The sequence below is a fragment of the Spirillospora sp. NPDC049024 genome (assembly GCF_040649235.1).
Classification (GTDB): Bacteria; Actinomycetota; Actinomycetes; order Streptosporangiales; family Streptosporangiaceae; genus Spirillospora.
This window is the reverse complement of the sequence record NZ_JBEZFD010000004.1, coordinates 155,533-176,051: the sequence shown is the minus strand read 5'-3', so window position 1 is coordinate 176,051 and position 20,519 is coordinate 155,533. Positions and strand designations below refer to the sequence as shown.

Here is a 20,519-nt window from a genome sequence, read left to right as displayed (position 1 = left end):
GCATGAGACGCGGTGAACCGCGGGGTCACTGGATCCTGCTGTCGCTCGGCGGCCTGGTGCTCGCCATCCTGCTCCTCTTGGACGGCTTCGCGAACGGCGCCGTCGGTGAGGCTCCGCGGGCCGAGGGGGACGCCGCGCCGGCGCCGTCCCAGGTGACCGGGGGCGGGCCGGTGGTCAACCTCTCGGGCGGCGCCCCGCAGAGCCGCCGCATGCCCAGGAAGACGATCGCGCTGACGTTCGACGACGGCCCCGACCCGGAGTGGACGCCGCGGCTGCTGGACGTCCTGCGCCGCCGCGACGCCCACGCCACGTTCTTCACCGTCGGCGCACGCGTGGCCCGCGAGCCGGAGCTGACCCGGCGCATCCTCCGCGAGGGCAACGAGATCGGCTCGCACACCTACACCCACGCCGACCTCGCAGCCGCACCGCAGTGGCGGGGGCGCCTGGAGATGGACCTCACGCAACGCGCGCTGGCGGGCGCGGCCGGCGTCCACACCAGGCTGATGCGGATGCCGTACTCGTCCCGCCCGGACGGCCTGACCGCTCCCGAGTGGCGCGCGGCCGAGCGGGCGGGCGAGGACGGCTACGTCGTCGTGCTCACCGACCGCGACACCGAGGACTGGGCGCGTCCCGGCACGGCGACGATCGTCCAGCGGGCGCTGGCGGCGGAGGCGCGCGGCGAGGGCGCCGTCGTGATGCTGCACGACTCGGGCGGCGACCGCTCCGAGACGGTCGCGGCCGTGGCGCAGATCATCGACAGGCTCCAGCCGCAGGGCTACCGCTTCACCACGCTCACGCAGGCGCTGGGCATGCCGTCCGCGGAGGTCGCGGTGCCCGCGCGCGAGCGGGCCGTCGGCTGGACGCTGGTCGCCGCCCAGCGGGCGGCGTCCGCGCTTACCGGCACCATGGGCGCGGTGTTCGGGGTCGCGGGCGTCCTCTGCGTGCTCAGGCTCGTCGCGCTGCTGGTCTTCGCGCACGTCCACATGCGCCGGGTCCGCAGGCCCCAGCGGCGCCCGCGCCGCGCCCGAGGCCGCCCGGGGCCGCCCCCGGGCGGGCTGCCGCCCGACCCGTTCCCGCCCGTCTCGGTGGTCGTCCCCGCCTACAACGAGGAGGCCGGCATCGCGGCGACGGTCACCTCGCTGCTGGACACCGACTACCCGGGCACCGTCGAGGTGATCGTGGTGGACGACGGGTCCGCCGACGCCACGTCCGCGATCGTCGAGTCCATGCGGCGGCCCGGGCTGCACCTCATCCGCAAGCCGAACGGCGGGAAGCCGAGCGCGCTCAACGCGGGCATCGCCGCGGCCCGGGCCGACATCCTCGTGCTCGTGGACGGCGACACCGTCTTCCAGCGCGACACCCTCCGGCACCTGGTCTCCCCCTTCGCGGACCCGGAGGTGGGGGCGGTGAGCGGCAACACCAAGGTCGCGAACCGCGGCGGCCTGCTCGGCCGCTGGCAGCACATCGAGTACGTCATCGGCTTCAACCTCGACCGGCGGATGTTCGACCTCCTGCAGTGCATGCCGACCATCCCGGGCGCGATCGGGGGGTTCCGGCGGTCCGTCCTCGCCGAGGTGGGCGGCGTCCCGGGCGACACCCTCGCCGAGGACACCGACCTCACCATGGCGATCTGCCGCACCGGGCGGCGCGTCGTCTACGAGGAGAAGGCCCTCGCCTGGACGGAGGCGCCGTCGTCGCTGCGGCAGCTGTGGAGGCAGCGGTACCGCTGGTGCTACGGGACGATGCAGGCGATGTGGAAGCACCGCGGCTCCGTCGTCGACCGCGGCGGCTCGGGGCGGTTCGGCCGCCGCTGCCTGCCCTACCTGACGGTGTTCCAGGTCCTGCTCCCCTTGTTCGCCCCGGTCATCGACCTGTTCGCGGTGTTCGGGCTGATCTTCCTGGACCCCGTGGTGCCGGTCGTCTCCTGGACGCTCTTCGTCGCCGCGCAGGCCGCCGCCGGCGCCTACGCCCTGTGGCTGGACGGCGAGTCCGTCCGGCCCCTGTGGGCGCTGCCGCTCCAGCAGTTCGTCTACCGGCAGCTCATGTACCTGGTCGTCGTCCAGTCCGTGGTGACCGCGCTGCTGGGGGCCCGCCTGGGGTGGCACACCATCCGGCGGACGGGCACCTTCGCGGATTTCGGGACCCGGGAACAATCCCCCGGGCCCATCGGTTACAGATGACAGCCGGTGTGCCTGGTGTCCCCGGGCCTCACCTATCGCCTTCACGGAATACCGTTCGGCTGGAGCCGTGTTGTGCCTTTCGCCGAGAGGCGACCCGCACACCGGTGCTAGACCAAGGCCCCGCCGGGTCGCACGACCCGGCGGGGCTTGGTCGTGTCTGGGGCAGACTGGCGCCATGAGTCTCGCCGCGCACCTGGAGGAACTCGGCCGCCCGCTGGTGGACGAGCAGCTCCAGCACCCCACCGTGAAGGGCATCGCCCAAGGCAACCTCGACGAGGCCGTGTTCCGCTCCTGGCTGGAACAGGACTACCTATTCCTGCACGACTACGTGCGCGTCTTCTCCCGCCTCGCCTGGCAGGCTCCCAGCGCCCACCTGGGCGACCTGGTCGATCTGGCCCACGCCACCTTCCACGACGAGCTCGACCTGCACCGCTCCCTCTCCGCGAGCTTCTCCGCCGACCTCGACGGCGCGGTGAAGGGGCCCGCGTGCGCCGCCTACACGTCCTTCCTGCTGGACAGCGCCGCCGTGTACGGCGAAGGCCTCGCGGCCCTGTACCCGTGCATGTGGGGCTACTCCACGCTCGGGCGGATCCTCGCCGAGGACCCGCCCGCCGAGCCCCGCTACCGCCGCTGGGTCGACACCTACGCCGACCCGGGCTTCGCCGCCCTCGCCGACCGCATCGCCCAGATGATCGACGAGGCGGCCCCCGACCCCGCCGCCGCGGAGCGCCTCTTCATGGAGGGCATGCGGCACGAGGTGGCGTTCTGGTCCGTGGAGACCTGAGCCGTCATACGCGGGCGAGCGAGGGGTAGTCGACGTAGCCCTCGGCGTGGCCGCCGTAGACGAGGTGCTCCACGTGGGCGGCCAGCGGGGCCGACGTAGCGAAGCGGGCGGGCAGGTCGGGGTTGGCGATGAACAGCCGCCCGTAGGAGAAGACGTCGGCCAGGCCGGCCGCGAGGACCTCCTCGCCGGCGCGCCGGGACGTCGGCTCGGGCCCGTTGAAGTTGCCGATCAGCGTGCCCGACCAGCGGGGGCGCAGATCGGCCAGCGCCCCGTAGGCGCCGCGCTCGATGACGTGCAGGTAGGCGAGGCCGAGCGGGTCGAGCGCGTCCACCAGGGCGCGGTAGGTGCCCTGCGGGTCCTCCTCGGCGATCTCGTTCTCCGGGTTGTCGGGGGAGATGCGCAGCCCGACGCGCTCCGGGCCGACCGCGTCCGCCACGGCGTGCACGACGTCGAGGGCGAAGCGGAGCCGGCCCTCGCGGGAGCCGCCGAACCGGTCGGTGCGCCGGTTGGTGTTCTCGGCGAGGAACTGCTGGATCAGGTACCCGTTCGCGCCGTGCACCTCGACGCCGTCGAATCCGGCCCGGACGGCGTTGCGGGCCTCGGCGGCGAAGGCGGCCACCGTCGCCTCGGCCTCGGCGGTCGTCATCGCGCGCGGCGTGACGTGGGGGACGCTCCCCTCGTTCGTGTGGATCCGCTCCGACCGGATCCCGACCGCCGAGGGCGCGACGGGCGTGGCGCCGCCGGGCAGGATCAGCGGATGCGTCACCCGGCCCACGTGCCAGAGCTGGGCGAAGATCGTCCCGCCTGCCTCGTGCACGGCGTCCGTCACCTCCCGCCACCCGGCGACCTGCTCGTCCGTCACCAGGCCGGGGATGCCGGGGCCGCCCTTGCCGAGCACGTCCGGCCAGATCCCCTCGGTGACGATGAGGCCCGCACTCGCGCGCTGCGCGTAGTACTCCTTGGTCAGCGGGTGCGGGACGCCGGTCACGTCGTCGGCCCGGCCCCGCGTCATCGGCGCCATCGCGATCCGGTTGCGCAGTCTGAGGTGCGGGCCTTCGTACGGGGCGAGCAGGGGGCTGGTCATCGGCCTCTCCTCCCGGCGGAGCACTTGCATGTACACGCATGTGTTGTATGTACATGCAGATATTGGCATTGCATGTAAGCTGGCGTCAAGAGGAAGCGGGGTGCGCGATGAGCGCTGACGGGAAGGCCGCGGCGGACGCGGCGCTCTGGGACGGCATCGTCACGCTGCACGGGCGGGTCGAGCACCGGCTGTCCAAGGCCCTGCAGCGCCGCCACGGGATCGGGCTGTCGGAGTACCGCGCCCTGTGCCGCCTCGCCCGCGCCGACGACGGCGAGCTGCGCATGCAGGAGCTCGCCGACCTCATCGGCCTCAACCAGAGCTCGGTCAGCCGGCTCGTCGCGCGCCTGGAGTCCGCCGGCCTCACCCGCCGCGACATGTGCCCCAAGGACCGCCGCGGCGTCTACACCGTCATCACCGACGAGGGCCGCGCCGTCCAGACCAAGGCCGCCCCCACCTACGACGAGACCCTCACCCAGGCCCTGGACGAGGCCACGACAGACCCCACCCTCGCCCCCCTGCTCGCGACACTTCGCTCTGTCTGATGGCGATGCCGTGCGGCTCCGGGCCTTGGAGGCCCGGACCCGCACGGCATCGCGTGCGATTGCTGCATCGCTCCGACTCGCCCTGGGGGCTCGCTACGCGATCGGTTTCTCGCAGGCTCGAAACCGGCTTCGCACGCAATCGCGACGGCCGGCATCACCGGGTGGCCGCGGGTTCGATCACGCCCTAAAACGCCTGAGGCGGAGGCTGTTCGTCACGACGAAGACCGAGGAGAACGCCATGGCGCCTCCGGCGATCATCGGGGTGAGCAGGCCGGACGCCGCGAGGGGCAGGGCGGCCACGTTGTAGGCGAAGGCCCAGAACAGGTTGCCCTTGATCACGGCAAGCGTGCGGCGGGACAGCCGGATGGCGTCGGCCGCGGCGCGCAGGTCGCCGCGCACCAGCGTCAGGTCGGACGCCTCGATCGCCACGTCCGTGCCGGTGCCCATCGCCAGGCCGAGGTCGGCCTGGGCCAGCGCGGCGGCGTCGTTGACCCCGTCGCCGACCATGGCGACCGTCCGCCCCTCCGACTGGAGGCGCTTGACGACGTCCACCTTGTCCTGCGGCAGGACGTCGGCGATGACCTCCTCGATCCCGACCGCGTCCGCGACCGTGCGGGCCACCGTCTCGTTGTCGCCGGTCAGCAGGACCGGGCGCAGCCCGAGCCCGCGCAGCCGCTCGATCGCCTCCCGCGAGGTCGGCTTGACCTGGTCCGCGACGGTGACGACCGCGCGGGCCTCGCCGTCCCAGCCGACCGCGACGGCGGTGTGGCCGAGCGCCTGCGCCTTCTCCATGGCGCGTTCGAGGTCGGGCGTGAGGTGCTGCGACCACTCGGCGAGCAGCCGCGGGCGGCCCGCGAGGACGCCGTGGCCGTCCACCATCCCCTGGACGCCGAGCCCCTCGACGTTGGCGAAGTCCTCGACCTTGCCCAGCTCGCCGACCCGCTCGACGGCGCCCTTGGCGATGGCCTGGGCGATGGGGTGCTCGGACGCGTTCTCCAGCGCGCCCGCCAGCCGCAGCACGTCCTCCTCGGAGACGCCCTCGGCGGTGACGACGTCGACCAGGGCCATCTTGCCGGTGGTGACGGTGCCGGTCTTGTCCAGGACGACGGTGTCGATCGTCCGGGTGGACTCCAGCACCTCCGGGCCCTTGATCAGGATGCCGAGCTGCGCGCCGCGCCCCGTCCCGACCATCAGCGCGGTCGGGGTGGCCAGGCCGAGGGCGCACGGGCAGGCGATGATCAGCACGGCGACGGCGGCGGTGAAGGCGCCCGCGAGCGGCTCGCCGGTGCCGATCCAGAAGCCGAGCGTGCCGAGCGCCAGCGCGATCACGACCGGGACGAAGACGCCCGAGATCCGGTCGGCGAGCCGCTGCACCTGCGCCTTGCCGGTCTGCGCGTCCTCCACCAGCCGCGCCATCTGCGCGAGCTGGGTGTCGGAGCCGACCCGGGTGGCGCGCACCAGCAGCCGCCCGCCCGCGTTCACGGTCGCGCCGACCACGGCGTCGCCGGGCCCGACCTCGACCGGGACCGACTCGCCGGTCAGCATGGACGCGTCCACGGCGGACGAGCCCTCCTCGACCGTCCCGTCCGTGGCGATCTTCTCGCCGGGGCGGACGACGAACAGGTCCCCCGCCGCGAGCGCGTCGACCGGGATCCGCTCCTCGCGCCCGTCCCGGACGACCGAGACCTCCTTGGCGCCGAGCTCCAGCAGGGCCCGCAGCGCGGCGCCGGCGCGGCGCTTGGAGCGCGTCTCGAAGTACCGTCCGGCGAGGATGAACATGATGACGCCGGACGCGGCCTCGAGATAGATGTTCATCGACCCGTCTGAGCGGGTCATGGAGAACTCGAACCCGTGCTTGATGCCCAGCTCGCCCGCGGTGCCGAAGAACAGCGCCCACAGCGACCACGCGAACGCGGCCAGCGTGCCGAGCGAGATCAGCGTGTCCATGGTCGCGGCGCCGTGCCGCAGGTTGACGGCCGCGGCCTTGTGGAACGGCCAGCCCGCGTACACCACGACCGGGGCGGCGAGCGTCAGCGACAGCCACTGCCACGCCTCGAACTGGATCGCCGGGATCATCGCCATCGCGATCACCGGGATCGACAGCACCACCGCGGTGACCAGCCGCTGCCGCAGCGGGCGCAGCTCGTCGGGCGGCTCCGGGGCCGCGTCGTCCGCGGCCCTGGGCGGGGCGGGGAGGGCGGCGGAGTAGCCCGCCTTCTCCACCGTGGCGATCAGCTCGTCGGGGGAGACCCCCTCCCCGAACTCGACCCTGGCCTTCTCGGTGGCGTAGTTGACCGTGGCGGTCACGCCGTCCATCTTGTTGAGCTTCCGCTCGATCCGGTTGGCGCACGACGCGCACGTCATACCGCCGATCGCCAGCTCGATACGCCCGGACACCGCGTCCGTGCTCATCGCGTCCTCCTCTGCTTGGATCGTGCGGAACGTCAGTGGGTGTGGGGCTGGTCGTCGTGGCCCGGCTCGGGCTCCTGCCCCTGCTCCTGGACGGGGACGTGCCCCGCGTGCACCGTGAACTCGGCCGTGCGGACCTTGCCCTCGTGCTTGAAGTCCAGGTAGAGGCGGTAGGCGCCGGAGCTGGGAGCCTCAGCGAAGAACGTTATGCCGGGTCCCGGCTTGGTCTCGCCGTCGCCGGGCTCCCCGTCCGGGTGGACGTGGAGGTAGGCGAGGTCGCCCTGCCGCAGCGCGACGAGGTGCCCGTACGCCTCCAGGTACGGCTCCAGGTCGGTGACCGGCTTGCCGTCCTTGCTCACGGTGAGGGTCAGCTCGCTGGACTTGCCGGGAGTGAGGCCGCCGGTGAGGCGCACCTCGTGGCCGTCCACCTTCGCGACCTGCTCGGGCTCCGGCAGCGGCGCCGGCTTCAGGTCGCCGGGGGCGAAGACGTCGGTGCCGAGCGTGAGCTGCCGCTTCGCGCCCTCCGGCTGGATGTCGGTGAAGAACCGGTACGCGCCGGGCTTGGCCAGCGTGATCGGGACGGTCCAGACGCCGCCCCCGGCCTCGGTCGGGTGCAGGTGCTGGAAGCCGGACAGGTCGCGCCGCACCACGATGAGGTGCAGAAGCTTGCCGTGCAGCGGCTTGAACCCGGTGACGGGCTTGCCGTCGGGCCCGTTGATGGTGAACCGGAAGTCGGTCTTCTCGCCGGGGCTCAGGACCGTCCGCTGCGGGACGAGCGTGAAGCCGTCCTCCGATACCTGGAGGCCGCCCGGCACCTGGGACGCCGCGCTCTCGCGGCCGCCGCCCCCGTGCTCGCCTCCGCCCGCACCGTGGCCCCCGCCGGTCTCATGGGAGGCCATCTCCGCCTTCCCGCCGACGGGCCCGACGATCTTGCCGACGCCCGCGGCGCCGCCGAAGACGACCGCCAGTCCCACGGCGTAGGCCCCCAGCCTGGTCGCGCTGTTCATGCCGTTTCACTCCGCTCGATGTCCGAGGGGCGCACCCCGCCCGGTGGCGAGGTGCGGTCCGCTCATGAGGTCAGCTGGTATCCGGCCTCCTCGACGGCGTCCTTCACCTGGGCGTCGTCGAGGGGCGTCTCGCTGGTCACGGTGACCTTGCCGGTCTGGAGGTCGACGTCCACGCCGGTCACGCCGGCGATCTGCTCGACCTCCTCGGTCACCGAGCTCACGCAGTGGCCGCAGGTCATCCCACTGACGGTGTAGGTGGCGGTGCTCATCGTCGTCTCCTTCGGGTCAATTACCCCTAGGGGGTATCTCTTCGGCCTCATGCTGCCATAACCGGATACCTGTGACAACCCCAGGGGGGTATCAGCGATTCCGAGATCCGGGTCACATCGCCCCCAGGGTTTTCCACAGGTGTCCACAGGGCTGTGGACGGACGTTCCGGCGGCGCGGCTCGTCGCGGATACTGAAGCCATGCCTGAGCTACCTGAGGTGGAGGCGCTGGCGGGCTTCCTGCGGGAGCGCGCGGTCGGCCACGCCGTCGCCCGCGTCGATGTTCTCGCCGTCTCCGCGCTGAAGACCTACGACCCGCCGGTGACCGCGCTCGGCGGGCTGACCGTCACCGGCGCGGCCCGGCACGGCAAGTTCCTCGACCTGGACGTCGACGGGCTGCACCTCGTCGTCCACCTCGCCCGCGCGGGCTGGCTCCGGTGGCGCGACGAGATCCCGGTCAAGCCCGTCCGGCCCGGGGGCAAGAACCCGCTCGCCCTGCGCGTGCACCTGGACGACGGCTCGGGCTTCGACCTCACCGAGGCGGGCACCAAGAAGGGGCTCGCCGTCTACGTCGTCCGCGACCCGAAGGACGTGCCCGGCGTGGCCTCCCTCGGCCCCGACCCGCTGGACGACGCCTTCACCCCCGCGGCGCTGGGCGAGATCGTCCACGGCAAGCGCACGCAGATCAAGGGGCTGCTGCGCGACCAGAAGGTGATCGCGGGCATCGGCAACGCCTACTCCGACGAGGTGCTGCACGCCGCCCGGATGTCCCCGTTCAAGATCGCCTCCTCGCTGACCGAGGAGGACGTCGCCGTCCTGCACGAGGCGATCGTCACCACGCTGCGGGACGCGGTGGAGCGCTCGCGCGGCCTGGAGGCGCAGGACCTCAAGGGCGAGAAGAAGACCGGCCTGCGGGTGCACGGGCGCGCCGGCCAGAAGTGCCCGGTGTGCGGGGACACGGTCCGCGAGGTGTCGTTCGCCGACTCGGCGCTCCAGTACTGCCCCACCTGCCAGACGGGCGGCAAACCGCTCGCCGACCGCCGCATGTCCCGCCTCCTGAAGTAGGACCGGGCGAATCCGGCTGTGGGCCCGGCGGTCCGGGCGTATCGTGTCGCGCGTCGACCGCGGTGATCGCCTTCTCAGGAGCCGCCATGGGATACCCCCCGCCCCCACCCGCCCCGCCCGGCGGCCCTGGTCGCGGCGCTCCGCCGCCGCCCTACGGCGCACCTCCGCCCGGCGGCGCGCCCGCTCCTCCGTACGCGCCTGCCGCCCCGCCTCCCGGCTACGGATATCCGCCGCAGGCCCCCGGGTACCCGCCGCAGCAGCAGGGCGGCTACCCGGTGCCGCAGCAGGCCGGCCACCCCGTGCCCCAGCACCCCCAGGTCCATCACCAGCGGCCGCCGCAGCAGCCCGCCGACCTGTACGGATCGCCGATCCTCGTCTACGACCAGCCGGCGCAGTTCTTCTCGACCGAGGCGAACTACACGATCTGGAGCCCGCAGGGGCAGCCCGCGGCGTACGTCCGGGAAGAGGGCGTGAGCGGCGCGAAGAAGGCCCTGCGCGTGATGAGCCAGGGCAGCCAGACCAAGGCCGAGCGGAAGCTGTCGATCCTCCGGCCCGACGGCATGCCGTACTTCCTCTTCTACAAGCCGTACGGGTTCATGGGCACGCCCATGATGCAGGTGCTGACCCCGCAGGGCGGGCTGATCGGGCACCTGCGCAAGCGGGCGATGCGCGGCTGGGAGATCCTCGACCCGCACGAGCGGCAGCTCGGCTACTACGAACTGCTGGGCGGCCGGATCACCGACTGGCGGCAGCAGGAGATCGCCCGGATCCAGCGCGGCTTCGCCGGGATGGGCGAGTTCCTGTCCCAGATGTTCACCGGGGCCGACCGGTACGTCCTGCGCATGCACGTCCAGTTGCAGGAGCCGATGCGCACGCTCGTGCTGGCATGCCCGCTCGCGTTCGACACCGCCGTCTCCCAGAACCGCAGCATCGGCGGCCTGCTCTGACCCCGCCGCTCCGGCGGGGAGCCGGGACGCGTCAGGCCCCGGCGGGCGCCGGGGCCTGACTCATGGATCGCGGACGGAGCCGGAACGGGGATGGCTCGTCCGCCGGGTTCAGCGGACCTTCGGGACGTTCCCGAAGACCGGGCCGATCTGGCTCCAGCGGTGCAGCTGGCAGCCGTCATCGCGGGTGAACGTGGTGTCGACCTGCTTCCCCTGCCAGGTGCCCTTGACCGTGGCGATCTCCGGACCGCCGTAGATCTTGGTGCACATCTGGTCCTTGGGGACGGGTTTGAAGGGATCCTTGACCTTGGTGAGGGCCGCGCAGGCGCCGGCCGCCTGGGGATGGTCGCCGCCGGGCGGGCCGCAGGTCAGCCGCCAGGTCTTGGCGGGCGCCTCCTTGGAGGCCTTGACCTGCACGGTGAGTGTGTCCGCCGGTGAGCCGGACGGCTGCACGGACGTCGTGCCCGAAGGCGCTCCGGCGGGGTTTCCGTTTGCCTGTTCGTCGCCGCAGGCGGCCATGGACAGGAGCAAGGCCAGCCCGGGCGCTGCGAAAAGGAGCGTCCGATACCGCATGCGTGATTCGACGCAGAGGGGCTTCGCGCGGTTCCATGGGGGTGTGATGAATTTCGGGGAAGACGTGCCGGCCGTGGTCGCCGCGGAGGTCCCGCAGGACGGCTACCTGCTGGACGTCCGCGAACAGGACGAGTGGGAGGCGGGCCACGCGCCCGAGGCGGTCCACATCCCCATGCGCCAGCTCGGCGACCGCGCCGGGGAGATCCCGCGTGACCGGGAGGTCTATGTGATCTGCCGGTCCGGGGCGCGGTCCGCGCAGGTCACGGTCGCGCTGAACCAGGCGGGCTGGCTGGCGCGCAACGTCGGCGACGGCATGCACGGGTGGGCCCGGGCCGGCCGCCCGATGGAGGGGACCGGGGACGGCCCGCCCTTCGTCGCGTGATCCGACCGGCCGCCGAGTGATCTGACCCCGATGCCCCCTTTTGGGGCGTGACGGGCGGTTGTATGCGGTTGTACGATCGGGCCTGACCGATACCCGCGGGAGCTCGGGCCACAGCCGGGCTGAGAGGGCGGCCTCCAAGGCGTCGCCGACCGCATGAACCTGTCCGGGTAATGCCGGCGTAGGGAGTGTGTCCCGTGACGTCCGACGTCGAAAAGCGCCCTCAGGACGAGCGCGTCCGCGACGAGGTCCCGTTCACCCTCGACGAGCCCGCCCCCAAGGTCCTCGGATTCTGGGACCAGAGCGCCTTCTGGGGGAACCTCGGCGTCAGCCTCCTGGCCTTCTCCGGCGCCTACACCGTCCTCGCGCCGGACGAGGCCGGCCGGCCCACCATCTCGATCATGGCGGGCATCGTCGCGATGGCCGTGGGAACGGCCCTCGGCGGGCTGATGCTCGGCCTCGCCGCCGTCCCCGGCGCGCGCACCGGCCAGCCCGCGATGGTGCTGCTGCGCGGCCTGTTCGGCGCGCGGCTGTCGTACGCGCCGACCGTCCTCAACATCGCCCAGCTCGTCGGCTGGGGCACGTTCGAGCTGATCGTCATCGCCGACGCGGCCCGCGAGCTGTGGGACGGCGTCCCCCGCTGGGGCTACGTCGTCGCGGCGGGCGCGATCACGACCGTGCTGACGGTGTGGCCGCTCGGCTCGGTGCGGCTGCTGCGCCGCTACGTGACCGTCGCGGTGGCGATCGCGCTCGTCTACTTCTACGTCCGGCTCGTCCAGGAGCCGCTGCCCGACCTGAACCGGGGCTCGTGGGGCGGGTTCTGGGTCGGCGCGGACGCCGCGCTGGCCGTGTCGATCTCCTGGGTGCCGGTCGCCGCCGACTACACCCGGCACGCGCGCACCGAGCGCGGGGCGTTCGGCGCCGCGGCCGTCGGCTACTCCGTCACGCAGATCGTCGCCTACGTCCTCGGCCTGCTCGCGCTCGCACTGGTCGCGGGCGACTCGGGCAAGATCTTCGACCCGTTCCTGGGCGCCTCGCTGGGCGTGGTGTTCTTCGCGGTGTTCGTGCTGCGGGAGGCCGACCAGTCGTTCGCCGACACCTACTCCACCGCGGTGTCGATCCAGAACCTGTTCCCCCGGGCCGACCGCCGGGTGCTGAGCGTCGGGCTCGGCATCCTCATCACCGTGCTCGCGCTGGTCCTGGACATCGGCGACTACGCGGGCTTCCTCTCGCTGATCGGCTCGGTGTTCGTGCCGATGCTCGGCGTCCTGGCGGCCGACTTCTTCCTCGGCCGCGGCCGGGGCCGCGCCGGCTGGGACGTCTCGCGGACGGCGCCGTCCCGCTGGGGCATGATCGCCGCATGGGCGGCGGGGTTCGTGGTGTACCAGCTCGTGAACCCCGGCACCGTCGCCCGCTGGGCCGAAATGTGGTCCGACGTGCGTGCCGCGCTGCACTTCACGCCGCAGACCTGGATGAGCGCTTCGCTGCTGTCGTTCCTGGTGGCGGGGGTCGCGGCCCTGCTCATCGGCAGGCTTACCAAACGGTAAGGTTTGGGTCGGCAGCAAGTTCCGACGCAAGTTGCCCGGCGGTACGCCGGAGTGCGGTGGCACGATGACAGACGTGTATCAGCACGTGCACGATCCGATCGCGCGGGCCGTCATCGAGAGCGCCGCGGACGCGATCGTGGCCGTGGACCAGCGGCACCGGGTCACCGTGTGGAACCCGGCGGCCGAGCGCATGTTCGGCTGGACGGCCGCCGAGGTGATCGGCCGCGTCCCGCCCATCGTCCCGGACGAGCTGAAGGCCGAGCACAACGCCGTCCAGGAGCGGCTCCTCACCCGGCGCGGCGGCGAGGGCGAGGCCGACGGGGGGCAGATCTCGATCGCGACCCGCCGCTTCCACCGCGACGGCCGGCTCATCGACGTGCGCATCGACACGAGCCTGCTGAAGGACCCGAACGGCACGCTGCTCGGCTGGGTCGGGGTGTACCACCCGGTCGAGGACGACGAGATCCTGCAGCACCGCATGACCGAGCGGGCCCGGCTCGTCCGGCGGCTGAACGACATCGTCGCCGACCTCGGCGCCGAACTCGACCTCGCCGTGGTGCTCGACCGGATCACCGCCGCGCTCATCGAGCTGACCGGCGCCGACGCCGGCGGGTTCGTCAAGATCGAGGGCGAGCGGCTGCGGCTGGTCAGCATGTCCGGGCTGCCGGAGCGGATGCGCGGCAGGTCGGCCGAGCTGCGGCCGAGCCTGGTCGGGGAGCTGCTGCGGTCGGGCAAGACCGTCAAGCTCGCGACGGGGGAGCGGCGCCTCGGCGACCTGATCTGGTCGGAGCTGCCCGGCCTGCACACGATCGCGCTCGGCCTGTCGTACCTGCAGAACCGGCCGTACGGCGCGCTGTACGCGCTGTTCTCCGGGCGCAAGGTCGGGCACACCGAGCTGGAGCTGCTGGAGCTGCTGGCCGGGCATGCCGGGGTCGCGGTCGGCAACGCCGTCGCCTACGCGGAGGTCGTCCGGCAGCGGGCGCACGAGCGCGCCGTCATCGACTCCAGCGCCGACGGCATCGCCGTGCTCGACCACGACCTCGTCGTCCGGCACTGGAACCACGCCGCGCACACCCTCACCGGCATCCCGCCGGAGGACGCGCTCGGCCGCCCGCTGCCGTTCGACATGCCCGCGCTCGGCGAGATGCTCACGTTCCGCCTGGAGTCGGGGAGGTGGCTGAACGTGCTGGCCGCCGAGATCGAGGAGACCGGCGAGCTGGTCGTCGACTTCCGCGACGTCTCGGAGGCCAAGGCGCTGGAGGAGGCCAAGGACCTGTTCCTCGCCACGACCAGCCACGAGCTGCGGACCCCGATCACGGTCGTGCAGGGGTTCGCCTCCACGCTCGTCAACCGGTGGGACGAGCTGACCGACACCGACCGGCGCGCCGCCGTCGCCACCATCGCCGAGCGCGCCCAGTCGCTCGGCCGGCTCGTCGAGCACCTGCTGCTCGGCTCCCGCGCCGGCGCCGACGAGCTGGCCGTGGCGATCGAGTCGTTCGACCTCGTCCGCGTCCTGGAGGGCGTGGTCGCCGGGTTCCGCTCGCTGTCTCCGCTGCACCGGGTGGAACTGGACATCGACCCGGAGCTGCCGCCGTGCCGCGGGGACGCGATGGCCACCGACATCGTCCTCGGCCAGCTCTTGGAGAACGCGTTCAAGTACTCCCCGGACGGCGGGACCGTGCGCGTCCGGGCCCGCTGCGAGGGCCCCGACATCGTCGTCACGGTCTCCGACGAGGGCATCGGCATCCCGCTCGGCGACCATGAGCGGATCTTCGAGCGGTTCGTCCAGGGCGACGCGGGGGACCGCCGCCGGTTCGGCGGGATCGGGCTCGGCCTGTACATCGTGAAACGGCTGACCGAGGCGCAGGGCGGCACGATCTCCGCCCATCCCGCGGGACGTGAGACATCTCACATAGAGTCCGTTCAAAAGCCGCTTAACAGGACGATGGCGACAGAACCGGCCGATATGGAACGAACCACTCGGCTACTGGCCGTGAGCGAGGGGCGCGGACCCGCAGGTGGCGCGCGGGCGGGCGAGGGCACGTGCATGCGGCTCGTGCTGCGCTCGGCCGGCTGACCCGGCGCCGGCTTACCGTGCGGACAGTACGTCCCCGGTGGCCCGGTGAGACGGGCGTGACCAGGGCTTTCGGCGGTCCCGGCGGCGGGCAGGCTGGGTTGGTGCGGAGAAGTGCGGCGGCAGCGGGGTGTGATGGACGAAACGCGTGTGCGAGGAGTAAATCCGCCGTTGGCTGGATAGGTCCTTGGTTGGTCGCCGTTTGGGGACGAGATTCCGATCCGGGGGTGATCACCGTGACCGGACGGCCGATGACTCGTTGTGCAGGTGGTGAACTGAACCGTTCGGGTTTCCGGCCATGGCCATCAGGGCATTTCGGTCGTACCGGAAGAGCGATGACGGGACTCGTCCGAGAGAGCGGAGCATCGGGGAGGTGAGGGCGTCGAGCGTCGTACTGCTGCCACACGCACCGTCCAGCGTCGCGGTCGCCCGCAGGCGCCTCAGCTCTGAGCTGGCCGACTCGGGCGTCTACGACTCGATCGTCGACGACGCCAGCGTCATCATCAGCGAGCTGCTCAGCAACGCCCTGCGGCACGCGCGGCCGCTCCCGTCCGGCCAGGTGAAGGTGTGCTGGCTGTGCCGCGGCGACCTCCTCGAACTCGAGGTCAGCGACGGCGGCGCGATGACCGAGCCGCGCCGCGGCCCGGGCACGCTCTCCTCGCTCGGCGGCAGGGGGCTCGGCATCGTCGAGGCCCTGTCCGAGGGCTGGGGGGTGCGCCACGAAGACGGCACCACGACGGTCTGGGCCGTCCTGAGGGCGCCCAGGACGCCCGGCGACGAGCGGATGGCCGCCCCCGCCGGGATGCACGCCGTCGCCCCGGATTTGTCCGCCTTTCCGGACCTGCTGGACGAGCCCGGAGAGGACCTTTGTAACGGAACCAGGAGTGAAGTGGCTCCGAGCCGGGCATATCCGGCATAGAGCGACCCTGCCTGGAAGGAACCCCGCCCGACCTTGTATGGTCCTCTGCAACGCCCGGGCGATGTCGTGCCCCCGTCGGCATCGCGGGCGTTGTCGGTCCTTCCCGGCGCCGCGCGCCTTGAGCCCCCGGCGCCGGGAAGGGCGCTAAATCCCCACCTCACAGGGCATCGCTGCGCCGTTCTCGTGCTCGCCGCCCGACCCGTTGACCCCGGATGCCCCGGATGCCTCCGGCCGTCCGGAGCTCAGATCTCCTCGCGCAGGATCGGGCAGGACATGCAGCGAGGGCCGCCGCGCCCCGTCCCCAGCTCGCTGCCGCTGATCCGGATGACCTCGATCCCGGACGCCTCCAGCTGCGCGTTGGTCTCGATGTTGCGCTCGTAGGCGACGCACAGGCGCGGGGCCACGGCGAGCGTGTTGTTCCCGTCGTCCCACTGCTCGCGCTCGGCGGTGACCGGGTCGAGCCCGGTGTCGATCACCTTGAGGCGGTCCAGGCCCATCGCGTCGGCGGCTGCCTGGAGGAACGGGCGCGGCTCGGCGACGCGCAGGTCCCCGTCGGCCAGCGTCACCCTGTAGGCGGTCAGCGAGTGCGCCACCGGCGGGTACATCACGACGGTGTCGACGTCGACCATCGTGCAGACGGTGTCGAGGTGCATGGTCGCGCGCTCCTGCGCGATCGGCACGGCCAGCACGGTGTGGGCGAGCCCGGCCCCGATCACCTGGCGGGCCAGGCGCTCGACGCCCGCCGGGGTCGTCCGCTCACCGGTGCCGACCGCGATCACGCCCGGCCGCAGGAGCAGGACGTCCCCGCCCTCCAGATGCTCAAGGGACGGGGTGTAGACCGGCTCCACACCGGCGAACCTCGGGTGGTGCGCGTAGATCAGGCCGGTGAGGGCCGACTCGCGCCGGCGCGCCTCCATCGCGAGGCTCGTCACCGCCACGCGGTCGCCGATCCAGGTGCTGTTGTCGCGGGTGAACAGCAGGCCCGGCAGCGGGTCGACGATGAAGTCCTGCTCGTCCATCAGCCGGTAGACGAGGCCGTGCCCGGCCTTCAGCTCCTCGTGCGCGAGCCCGGCGATCAGCGTGTGCGCGAGATTCTCCGGGTGGAGGCCGCGCAGGTGGTCCTCGACGACGCGGCGGAGCTGGTCACCGAGGCGCAGGTCGACGATGGCGTCCGCGATCGCCTGGTCCCGCGCGGCCTCGTACTCCAGGGCGTCCTGGAGCAGCTCCGTCACGTACAGGACCTCGACGCCCCGTGACCGCAGCGCCTCGGCGAACGCGTCGTGCTCCTCCTGCGCCCGGCCCGCCCACGGGATCGCGTCGAAAAGGAGCTTGTCGCTGTTGCGCGGGGTCAGCCGCTTGAGCTCCGCGCCGGGGCGGTGCAGCAGCACCGTCCGCAGCCGTCCGACCTCGCTGGTGACCCGGTGCTCGTGTGCTGTCTTCGCTGCCGTCACCCTCCGCAGTCTAGGCGGCGGAGGCCGTGCCACCATGCAAGGGTGATCGGCAGGACCCCGGCGCTCCCCCTCCACCTCACGTCGGCGACGATGCTGCGCGTGTCCGCCGAGGGGGTCGCGACCGCGCTGGTCCTGACCGTCCAGGCGCGGACGGGCCACGCCGCCACCGCCGGCTACCTGCAGACCGCGATGACGCTGCCGTACGTGCTGAGCGGGCCCGTGATCGGGAACGCACTGGACCGGGTGGCGCGCCCCCGCCGCGGCGCCCTCGCCCTCGCCGCCTGCTACGTCGCCGCGACCGGGCTGCTGCTCGCCGTCGCGGGACGCTCGCCGCTCGCCCTCGCGCTGGTCGTCGCCGCCGTGATCGGCTGCACCGAGCCCATCGTCGTGGCACTGACCAGCCTGCTGCCGCGGTTCGTCCCCGGCGACCGGCTCTCACGCGCGTACGGGCTGGAGGCGTCCAGCTACAACCTCGCCGGGATCGCCGGGCCCGGCCTCGCCGCCGGCCTGGCCGCCATGGCGGGCGGCCAGTACGCCGGGACCGCCGTGGTCGCGGTGGGCCTCCTCGGGCTCCTGACGCTGCCGTTCCTGCCCTTCCCCGGCCCGTCCGCGACCGTGGACGACGCCGTGCCCGGCCCGGCCGCCGTCGAGGCGACGGCGGACACGGGCGCGGTCGGCGGTCCGGCGGCCGTCGAGACGGAGACGGCCGCCGGGACGCGGACGGGGGCACTCTCCGTGATCACGGGTGGCCTGGTGGTCCTGGCCGAGGGCCGGGTCCTGCGGGCCCTGACCGTCGCGACGACGCTCGCTTGGATGGGCTTCGGCGGCGTCGCCGTCACGGCGGTGCTGCTCGCCGAGCACATCGGCGCGCCGCCCAGCGCGGGCGGTCGGCTCCTCGTGGCCATGGCGGTCGGCTCCCTGATCGGCTCCCTGGCGTCCAGCCGGTGGCTGACCCCCAAGCACGCCGAACCGGTCATGCTCACCGGGCTCGTCGCGTTCGGGGCGTCGCTGGCCGCCCTCGCCGTCGCGCCGTCCATGCCGTGGGCGACGGCGGCGTTCGTCGCCGCGGGGATCGCCGAGGGGCCGGTGTTCGCGGCCACGCTCATGCTGCGCCAGCGCGAGTCGCCCCCGGACCGGCTCGGGCAGGTCAACACCACGGGAGGCAGCCTCAAGATCGGCGCGTCCGCGGTGGGCGCCGCGCTGACCGCCGCGTCCGCCGACGCCATCGGCCCGGTCGGCCTGGTCCTCGCGATCGCCGGATTCCAGTTCGCGGGCGCGCTGGGCGGCTACCTGCTCCTGCGCGCCCCAGCCCGCGCCGGCATGGTCGAGGACGGTTCCTGAATCCGAGGGACCCGCGCAGGGCCCGTCGGGCAAGAGGAGGTGACACGTCCACGACCGAGAGGCCACGCATGCAGACAACGAGCCGCTCCTCGCCGGCCCGGCCCCGTCCCGCACCCCGGGCCGACCCGGCCGCCGATGACGAACCCACCGACGCGTCCCTGATCGCCGCGTCCCGCACCGACTCCGAGAGGTTCGCGGGACTGTTCCAGCGGCACGCCCAGGAGATCATGCGCTACGTGGCACGGCGCCTCGGCCGGGACGCCGCCGAGGACGTCGTCGCCGAGACCTTCCTCGTCGCGTTCCACCAGCGCCACCGGTACGACGCGGCGCGCCCCGACGCCCGGCCCTGGCTCTACGGGATCGCGACCAACCTGATCCGCCGCCACCGCCGCGCCGAGGTGCGGGCGCTGCGCGTGCTCGCCCGCGGCGGCCTCGACCCGGTCACCGAGCCGTTCACGGACGCGGTGGAGAACCGCGTCGAGGCGGGCGCCCGGTCGCGGGCCCTCGCGGCGGCCATCGCCGGGCTGCCCGCCAAGCAGCGCGAGGTGCTGCTGCTGGTGACGTGGGCGGGGCTCACCTACGACGAGGTCGCCGAAGCGCTCGGCGTCCCCTCCGGGACGGTCCGGTCCCGCATGAACAGGATCCGCCGCAAGCTGCGCGACGCCCTCGGCAAGGAGGACCACGATGGATGAACTGAAGCTGGTGGAGCGGCTGCGCTCCGAGGTCCCGGAGGACATCGACGTGACCGGGGCCGAGAGCCGCTGGCGGCGGCGGGCCTACGGGAGCCCGGTCCGGCGGGCCTACGCCGCCCCCGTCCGGCGGCGGCGTCCGCTGCTGCTGTCCGGCGTCGCCGCCGCGGCCTGCGCGGGCGTGGTGGCCACGTTCGTGGCGACCCACGAGGACACGGGGCGGATGGCCAACGTGGCCGCCGTCCTCGACCAGGCGGCCGACCAGGCGGCGGCCAGCCCCGCGCCGCGCGCCGACCAGATCGTCTACCAGGAGAGCGTGACCCGGCGACGGGTCGGCGGCGTCGGCCGCTGGTACGAGGTCCGCAACCGGACCTGGCTGCCCGCCGGGGGCGCGGGCGGCGGCCTCATCATCGAGAAGAACTCGATCCAGCCCCGCCCGGACGAGGTGCTCCCTCCCGACGGCGAGACCACGGTCGGCCCCTGCCGCGACGAGCCGCCGATCGACCGTCCCTACCTTGATGCCCTGCCGACCGACACCGACGCCCTGCTCGACCTCTTCGCGAAGAAGGGCGAGGGTGACCGGGGCGACCGGCAGTGGGGGGCGGCTTCCGATCTGATCGACCGGCCCGCGTCCCCCAAGGTGCGCGCGGCGATCTTCCGGGCGATCGCCGAAATCCCCGGCGTCCGGCTGCGGAACGACGGCGTGGACGCCGCGGGACGCCCCGGGGTCGCGGTCACCCGCACCCAGGACGGCATCCGCGACGAACTCGTCTTCGACCGCGCGACTCACCGCTTCCTCGGCACCCGCACGGTCATCGCGAAGAACGACAACCCGCTGGGGCCGCCTGGGATGACGACCCAGTCCAGCGCCCTTCTGGCCAGCCGGATCGTCGACAAGGCCCCGCGCCCGGGCCCCCACGCCACCCCGTCAGGCTGCTGATCACGAAGCCGCGGTGACCGGTCGCGCGCCCAGGCGAGGCCGGTCACCGCGGCCGGACGAATAATCGGTCGACTTCCACCGGGGGCGGCCGTAGTGTCCGTGGCATGTTCCTCGCAGCCGGCACCCGGACGCTCGCAGGTCTCGACCTGCTGAGCGCGGTGCCGGCTGCCTTCTCGGCGGCAGCGGACGCAGACGTCTTCGACGGCCTGCGTGCCGCATGTGTGGGGGCGACCCCCCACGCCCCCCGGTTCGCTGCGCTCATCCGAAGCTGACCCCTCTCCGTCCTACCTCCGGAGAACCAGCGGAGGGGGGTTGGGCATGAAC

At 73.0% G+C, this 20,519-nt stretch carries 18 protein-coding genes and 1 riboswitch; of the genes, 12 read left to right on the top strand and 6 right to left on the bottom strand.

What is annotated here, in order from left to right; genetic code table 11:
• Positions 1-2: 2 nt before the first annotated feature.
• On the top strand, positions 3-2,180 hold the full coding sequence (locus AB0C21_RS08920; protein WP_500203473.1) for a bifunctional polysaccharide deacetylase/glycosyltransferase family 2 protein: 2,178 nt from the start codon (positions 3-5) through the stop codon (positions 2,178-2,180).
• 175 nt (positions 2,181-2,355) lie between these two features.
• Complete coding sequence (locus AB0C21_RS08915; RefSeq protein ID WP_500203472.1) at positions 2,356-2,964, top strand: TenA family protein; 609 nt, start codon at positions 2,356-2,358, stop codon at positions 2,962-2,964.
• Between the two features lie 4 nt (positions 2,965-2,968).
• Here AB0C21_RS08915 and AB0C21_RS08910 read toward each other — a convergent pair whose 3' ends face one another.
• Positions 2,969-4,048 carry an alkene reductase gene (locus AB0C21_RS08910; protein ID WP_500203471.1) on the bottom strand — a complete coding sequence of 360 codons (1,080 nt, stop codon included), beginning with the start codon at positions 4,046-4,048 and terminating at the stop codon, positions 2,969-2,971.
• 107 nt (positions 4,049-4,155) lie between these two features.
• On the opposite strand from AB0C21_RS08910, the gene AB0C21_RS08905 reads away from it, so the two are divergent.
• Entirely contained in the window at positions 4,156-4,590 is a 435-nt protein-coding gene (locus AB0C21_RS08905) for a MarR family winged helix-turn-helix transcriptional regulator (protein WP_500203470.1), read from the top strand.
• Positions 4,591-4,767: 177 nt separating this feature from the next.
• Here the strand turns inward: AB0C21_RS08905 and AB0C21_RS08900 are convergent, their stop codons facing one another.
• The 3 genes from AB0C21_RS08900 to AB0C21_RS08890 form a co-directional block, all read right to left on the bottom strand.
• Positions 4,768-7,002 (bottom strand): heavy metal translocating P-type ATPase, encoded by a 2,235-nt coding sequence (locus tag AB0C21_RS08900; RefSeq protein WP_500203469.1) that lies wholly within the window; start codon positions 7,000-7,002, stop codon positions 4,768-4,770.
• A 32-nt stretch (positions 7,003-7,034) separates the two neighbouring features.
• A complete protein-coding gene (locus tag AB0C21_RS08895) occupies positions 7,035-8,006 on the bottom strand; it encodes a DUF8832 domain-containing protein (RefSeq protein WP_500203468.1) in 972 nt (323 codons plus the stop codon).
• Positions 8,007-8,068: 62 nt separating this feature from the next.
• Positions 8,069-8,275 carry a heavy-metal-associated domain-containing protein gene (locus tag AB0C21_RS08890; RefSeq protein WP_149260670.1) on the bottom strand — a complete coding sequence of 69 codons (207 nt, stop codon included), beginning with the start codon at positions 8,273-8,275 and terminating at the stop codon, positions 8,069-8,071.
• Between the two features lie 199 nt (positions 8,276-8,474).
• Here AB0C21_RS08890 and AB0C21_RS08885 point away from each other — a divergent pair, with 199 nt between their 5' ends.
• Both AB0C21_RS08885 and AB0C21_RS08880 read left to right on the top strand, forming a co-directional pair.
• Entirely contained in the window at positions 8,475-9,338 is an 864-nt protein-coding gene (locus tag AB0C21_RS08885; RefSeq protein WP_500203467.1) for an Fpg/Nei family DNA glycosylase, read from the top strand.
• Between the two features lie 86 nt (positions 9,339-9,424).
• On the top strand, positions 9,425-10,285 hold the full coding sequence (locus AB0C21_RS08880) for a hypothetical protein (protein ID WP_500203466.1): 861 nt from the start codon (positions 9,425-9,427) through the stop codon (positions 10,283-10,285).
• A gap of 108 nt (positions 10,286-10,393) precedes the next feature.
• Here the strand turns inward: AB0C21_RS08880 and AB0C21_RS08875 are convergent, their stop codons facing one another.
• Positions 10,394-10,699 (bottom strand): SSI family serine proteinase inhibitor, encoded by a 306-nt coding sequence (locus tag AB0C21_RS08875; RefSeq protein WP_500203465.1) that lies wholly within the window; start codon positions 10,697-10,699, stop codon positions 10,394-10,396.
• Positions 10,700-10,901: 202 nt separating this feature from the next.
• On the opposite strand from AB0C21_RS08875, the gene AB0C21_RS08870 reads away from it, so the two are divergent.
• The 4 genes from AB0C21_RS08870 (at position 10,902) to AB0C21_RS08855 (ending at position 15,774) form a co-directional block, all read left to right on the top strand.
• Positions 10,902-11,237 carry a rhodanese-like domain-containing protein gene (locus tag AB0C21_RS08870; RefSeq protein WP_500203464.1) on the top strand — a complete coding sequence of 112 codons (336 nt, stop codon included), beginning with the start codon at positions 10,902-10,904 and terminating at the stop codon, positions 11,235-11,237.
• Between the two features lie 85 nt (positions 11,238-11,322).
• Positions 11,323-11,439: riboswitch (TPP riboswitch) on the top strand.
• Complete coding sequence (locus AB0C21_RS08865) at positions 11,432-12,781, top strand: purine-cytosine permease family protein (RefSeq protein WP_500203463.1); 1,350 nt, start codon at positions 11,432-11,434, stop codon at positions 12,779-12,781. (Overlaps the previous riboswitch by 8 nt.)
• 64 nt (positions 12,782-12,845) lie before the next feature.
• Positions 12,846-14,858 carry a sensor histidine kinase gene (locus tag AB0C21_RS08860; RefSeq protein ID WP_500203462.1) on the top strand — a complete coding sequence of 671 codons (2,013 nt, stop codon included), beginning with the start codon at positions 12,846-12,848 and terminating at the stop codon, positions 14,856-14,858.
• Positions 14,859-15,228: 370 nt separating this feature from the next.
• A complete protein-coding gene (locus AB0C21_RS08855; protein ID WP_149260665.1) occupies positions 15,229-15,774 on the top strand; it encodes an ATP-binding protein in 546 nt (181 codons plus the stop codon).
• A 242-nt stretch (positions 15,775-16,016) separates the two neighbouring features.
• On the opposite strand, the gene AB0C21_RS08850 is transcribed toward AB0C21_RS08855, so the two are convergent.
• The gene (locus AB0C21_RS08850) at positions 16,017-17,225 is read right to left on the bottom strand and encodes an arginine deiminase (RefSeq protein WP_500203461.1); all 1,209 of its coding nucleotides are present in this window, start codon (positions 17,223-17,225) and stop codon (positions 16,017-16,019) included.
• Between the two features lie 42 nt (positions 17,226-17,267).
• On the opposite strand from AB0C21_RS08850, the gene AB0C21_RS08845 reads away from it, so the two are divergent.
• The 3 genes from AB0C21_RS08845 (at position 17,268) to AB0C21_RS08835 (ending at position 20,195) form a co-directional block, all read left to right on the top strand.
• Positions 17,268-18,566 carry an MFS transporter gene (locus tag AB0C21_RS08845; RefSeq protein WP_500203460.1) on the top strand — a complete coding sequence of 433 codons (1,299 nt, stop codon included), beginning with the start codon at positions 17,268-17,270 and terminating at the stop codon, positions 18,564-18,566.
• Positions 18,567-18,634: 68 nt separating this feature from the next.
• Positions 18,635-19,258, top strand: coding sequence for an RNA polymerase sigma factor (locus AB0C21_RS08840; protein WP_500203459.1), 624 nt, complete (start codon positions 18,635-18,637; stop codon positions 19,256-19,258).
• The gene (locus AB0C21_RS08835) at positions 19,251-20,195 is read left to right on the top strand and encodes a CU044_5270 family protein (RefSeq protein ID WP_500203458.1); all 945 of its coding nucleotides are present in this window, start codon (positions 19,251-19,253) and stop codon (positions 20,193-20,195) included. Before AB0C21_RS08840 ends, AB0C21_RS08835 begins: the two co-directional genes overlap by 8 nt.
• Positions 20,196-20,519: the final 324 nt, after the last annotated feature.

Excerpts from the sequence above, each read along its gene's own strand:
- AB0C21_RS08920 (WP_500203473.1), top strand. The coding sequence starts at position 3 with ATGAGACGCGGTGAACCGCGGGGTCACTGGATCCTGCTGTCGCTCGGC.
- AB0C21_RS08915 (WP_500203472.1), top strand. The coding sequence starts at position 2,356 with ATGAGTCTCGCCGCGCACCTGGAGGAACTCGGCCGCCCGCTGGTGGAC.
- AB0C21_RS08910 (WP_500203471.1), bottom strand. The coding sequence starts at position 4,048 with ATGACCAGCCCCCTGCTCGCCCCGTACGAAGGCCCGCACCTCAGACTG.
- AB0C21_RS08905 (WP_500203470.1), top strand. The coding sequence starts at position 4,156 with ATGAGCGCTGACGGGAAGGCCGCGGCGGACGCGGCGCTCTGGGACGGC.
- AB0C21_RS08900 (WP_500203469.1), bottom strand. The coding sequence starts at position 7,002 with ATGAGCACGGACGCGGTGTCCGGGCGTATCGAGCTGGCGATCGGCGGT.
- AB0C21_RS08895 (WP_500203468.1), bottom strand. The coding sequence starts at position 8,006 with ATGAACAGCGCGACCAGGCTGGGGGCCTACGCCGTGGGACTGGCGGTC.
- AB0C21_RS08890 (WP_149260670.1), bottom strand. The coding sequence starts at position 8,275 with ATGAGCACCGCCACCTACACCGTCAGTGGGATGACCTGCGGCCACTGC.
- AB0C21_RS08885 (WP_500203467.1), top strand. The coding sequence starts at position 8,475 with ATGCCTGAGCTACCTGAGGTGGAGGCGCTGGCGGGCTTCCTGCGGGAG.
- AB0C21_RS08880 (WP_500203466.1), top strand. The coding sequence starts at position 9,425 with ATGGGATACCCCCCGCCCCCACCCGCCCCGCCCGGCGGCCCTGGTCGC.
- AB0C21_RS08870 (WP_500203464.1), top strand. The coding sequence starts at position 10,902 with ATGAATTTCGGGGAAGACGTGCCGGCCGTGGTCGCCGCGGAGGTCCCG.
- AB0C21_RS08860 (WP_500203462.1), top strand. The coding sequence starts at position 12,846 with ATGACAGACGTGTATCAGCACGTGCACGATCCGATCGCGCGGGCCGTC.
- AB0C21_RS08840 (WP_500203459.1), top strand. The coding sequence starts at position 18,635 with ATGCAGACAACGAGCCGCTCCTCGCCGGCCCGGCCCCGTCCCGCACCC.
- AB0C21_RS08835 (WP_500203458.1), top strand. The coding sequence starts at position 19,251 with ATGGATGAACTGAAGCTGGTGGAGCGGCTGCGCTCCGAGGTCCCGGAG.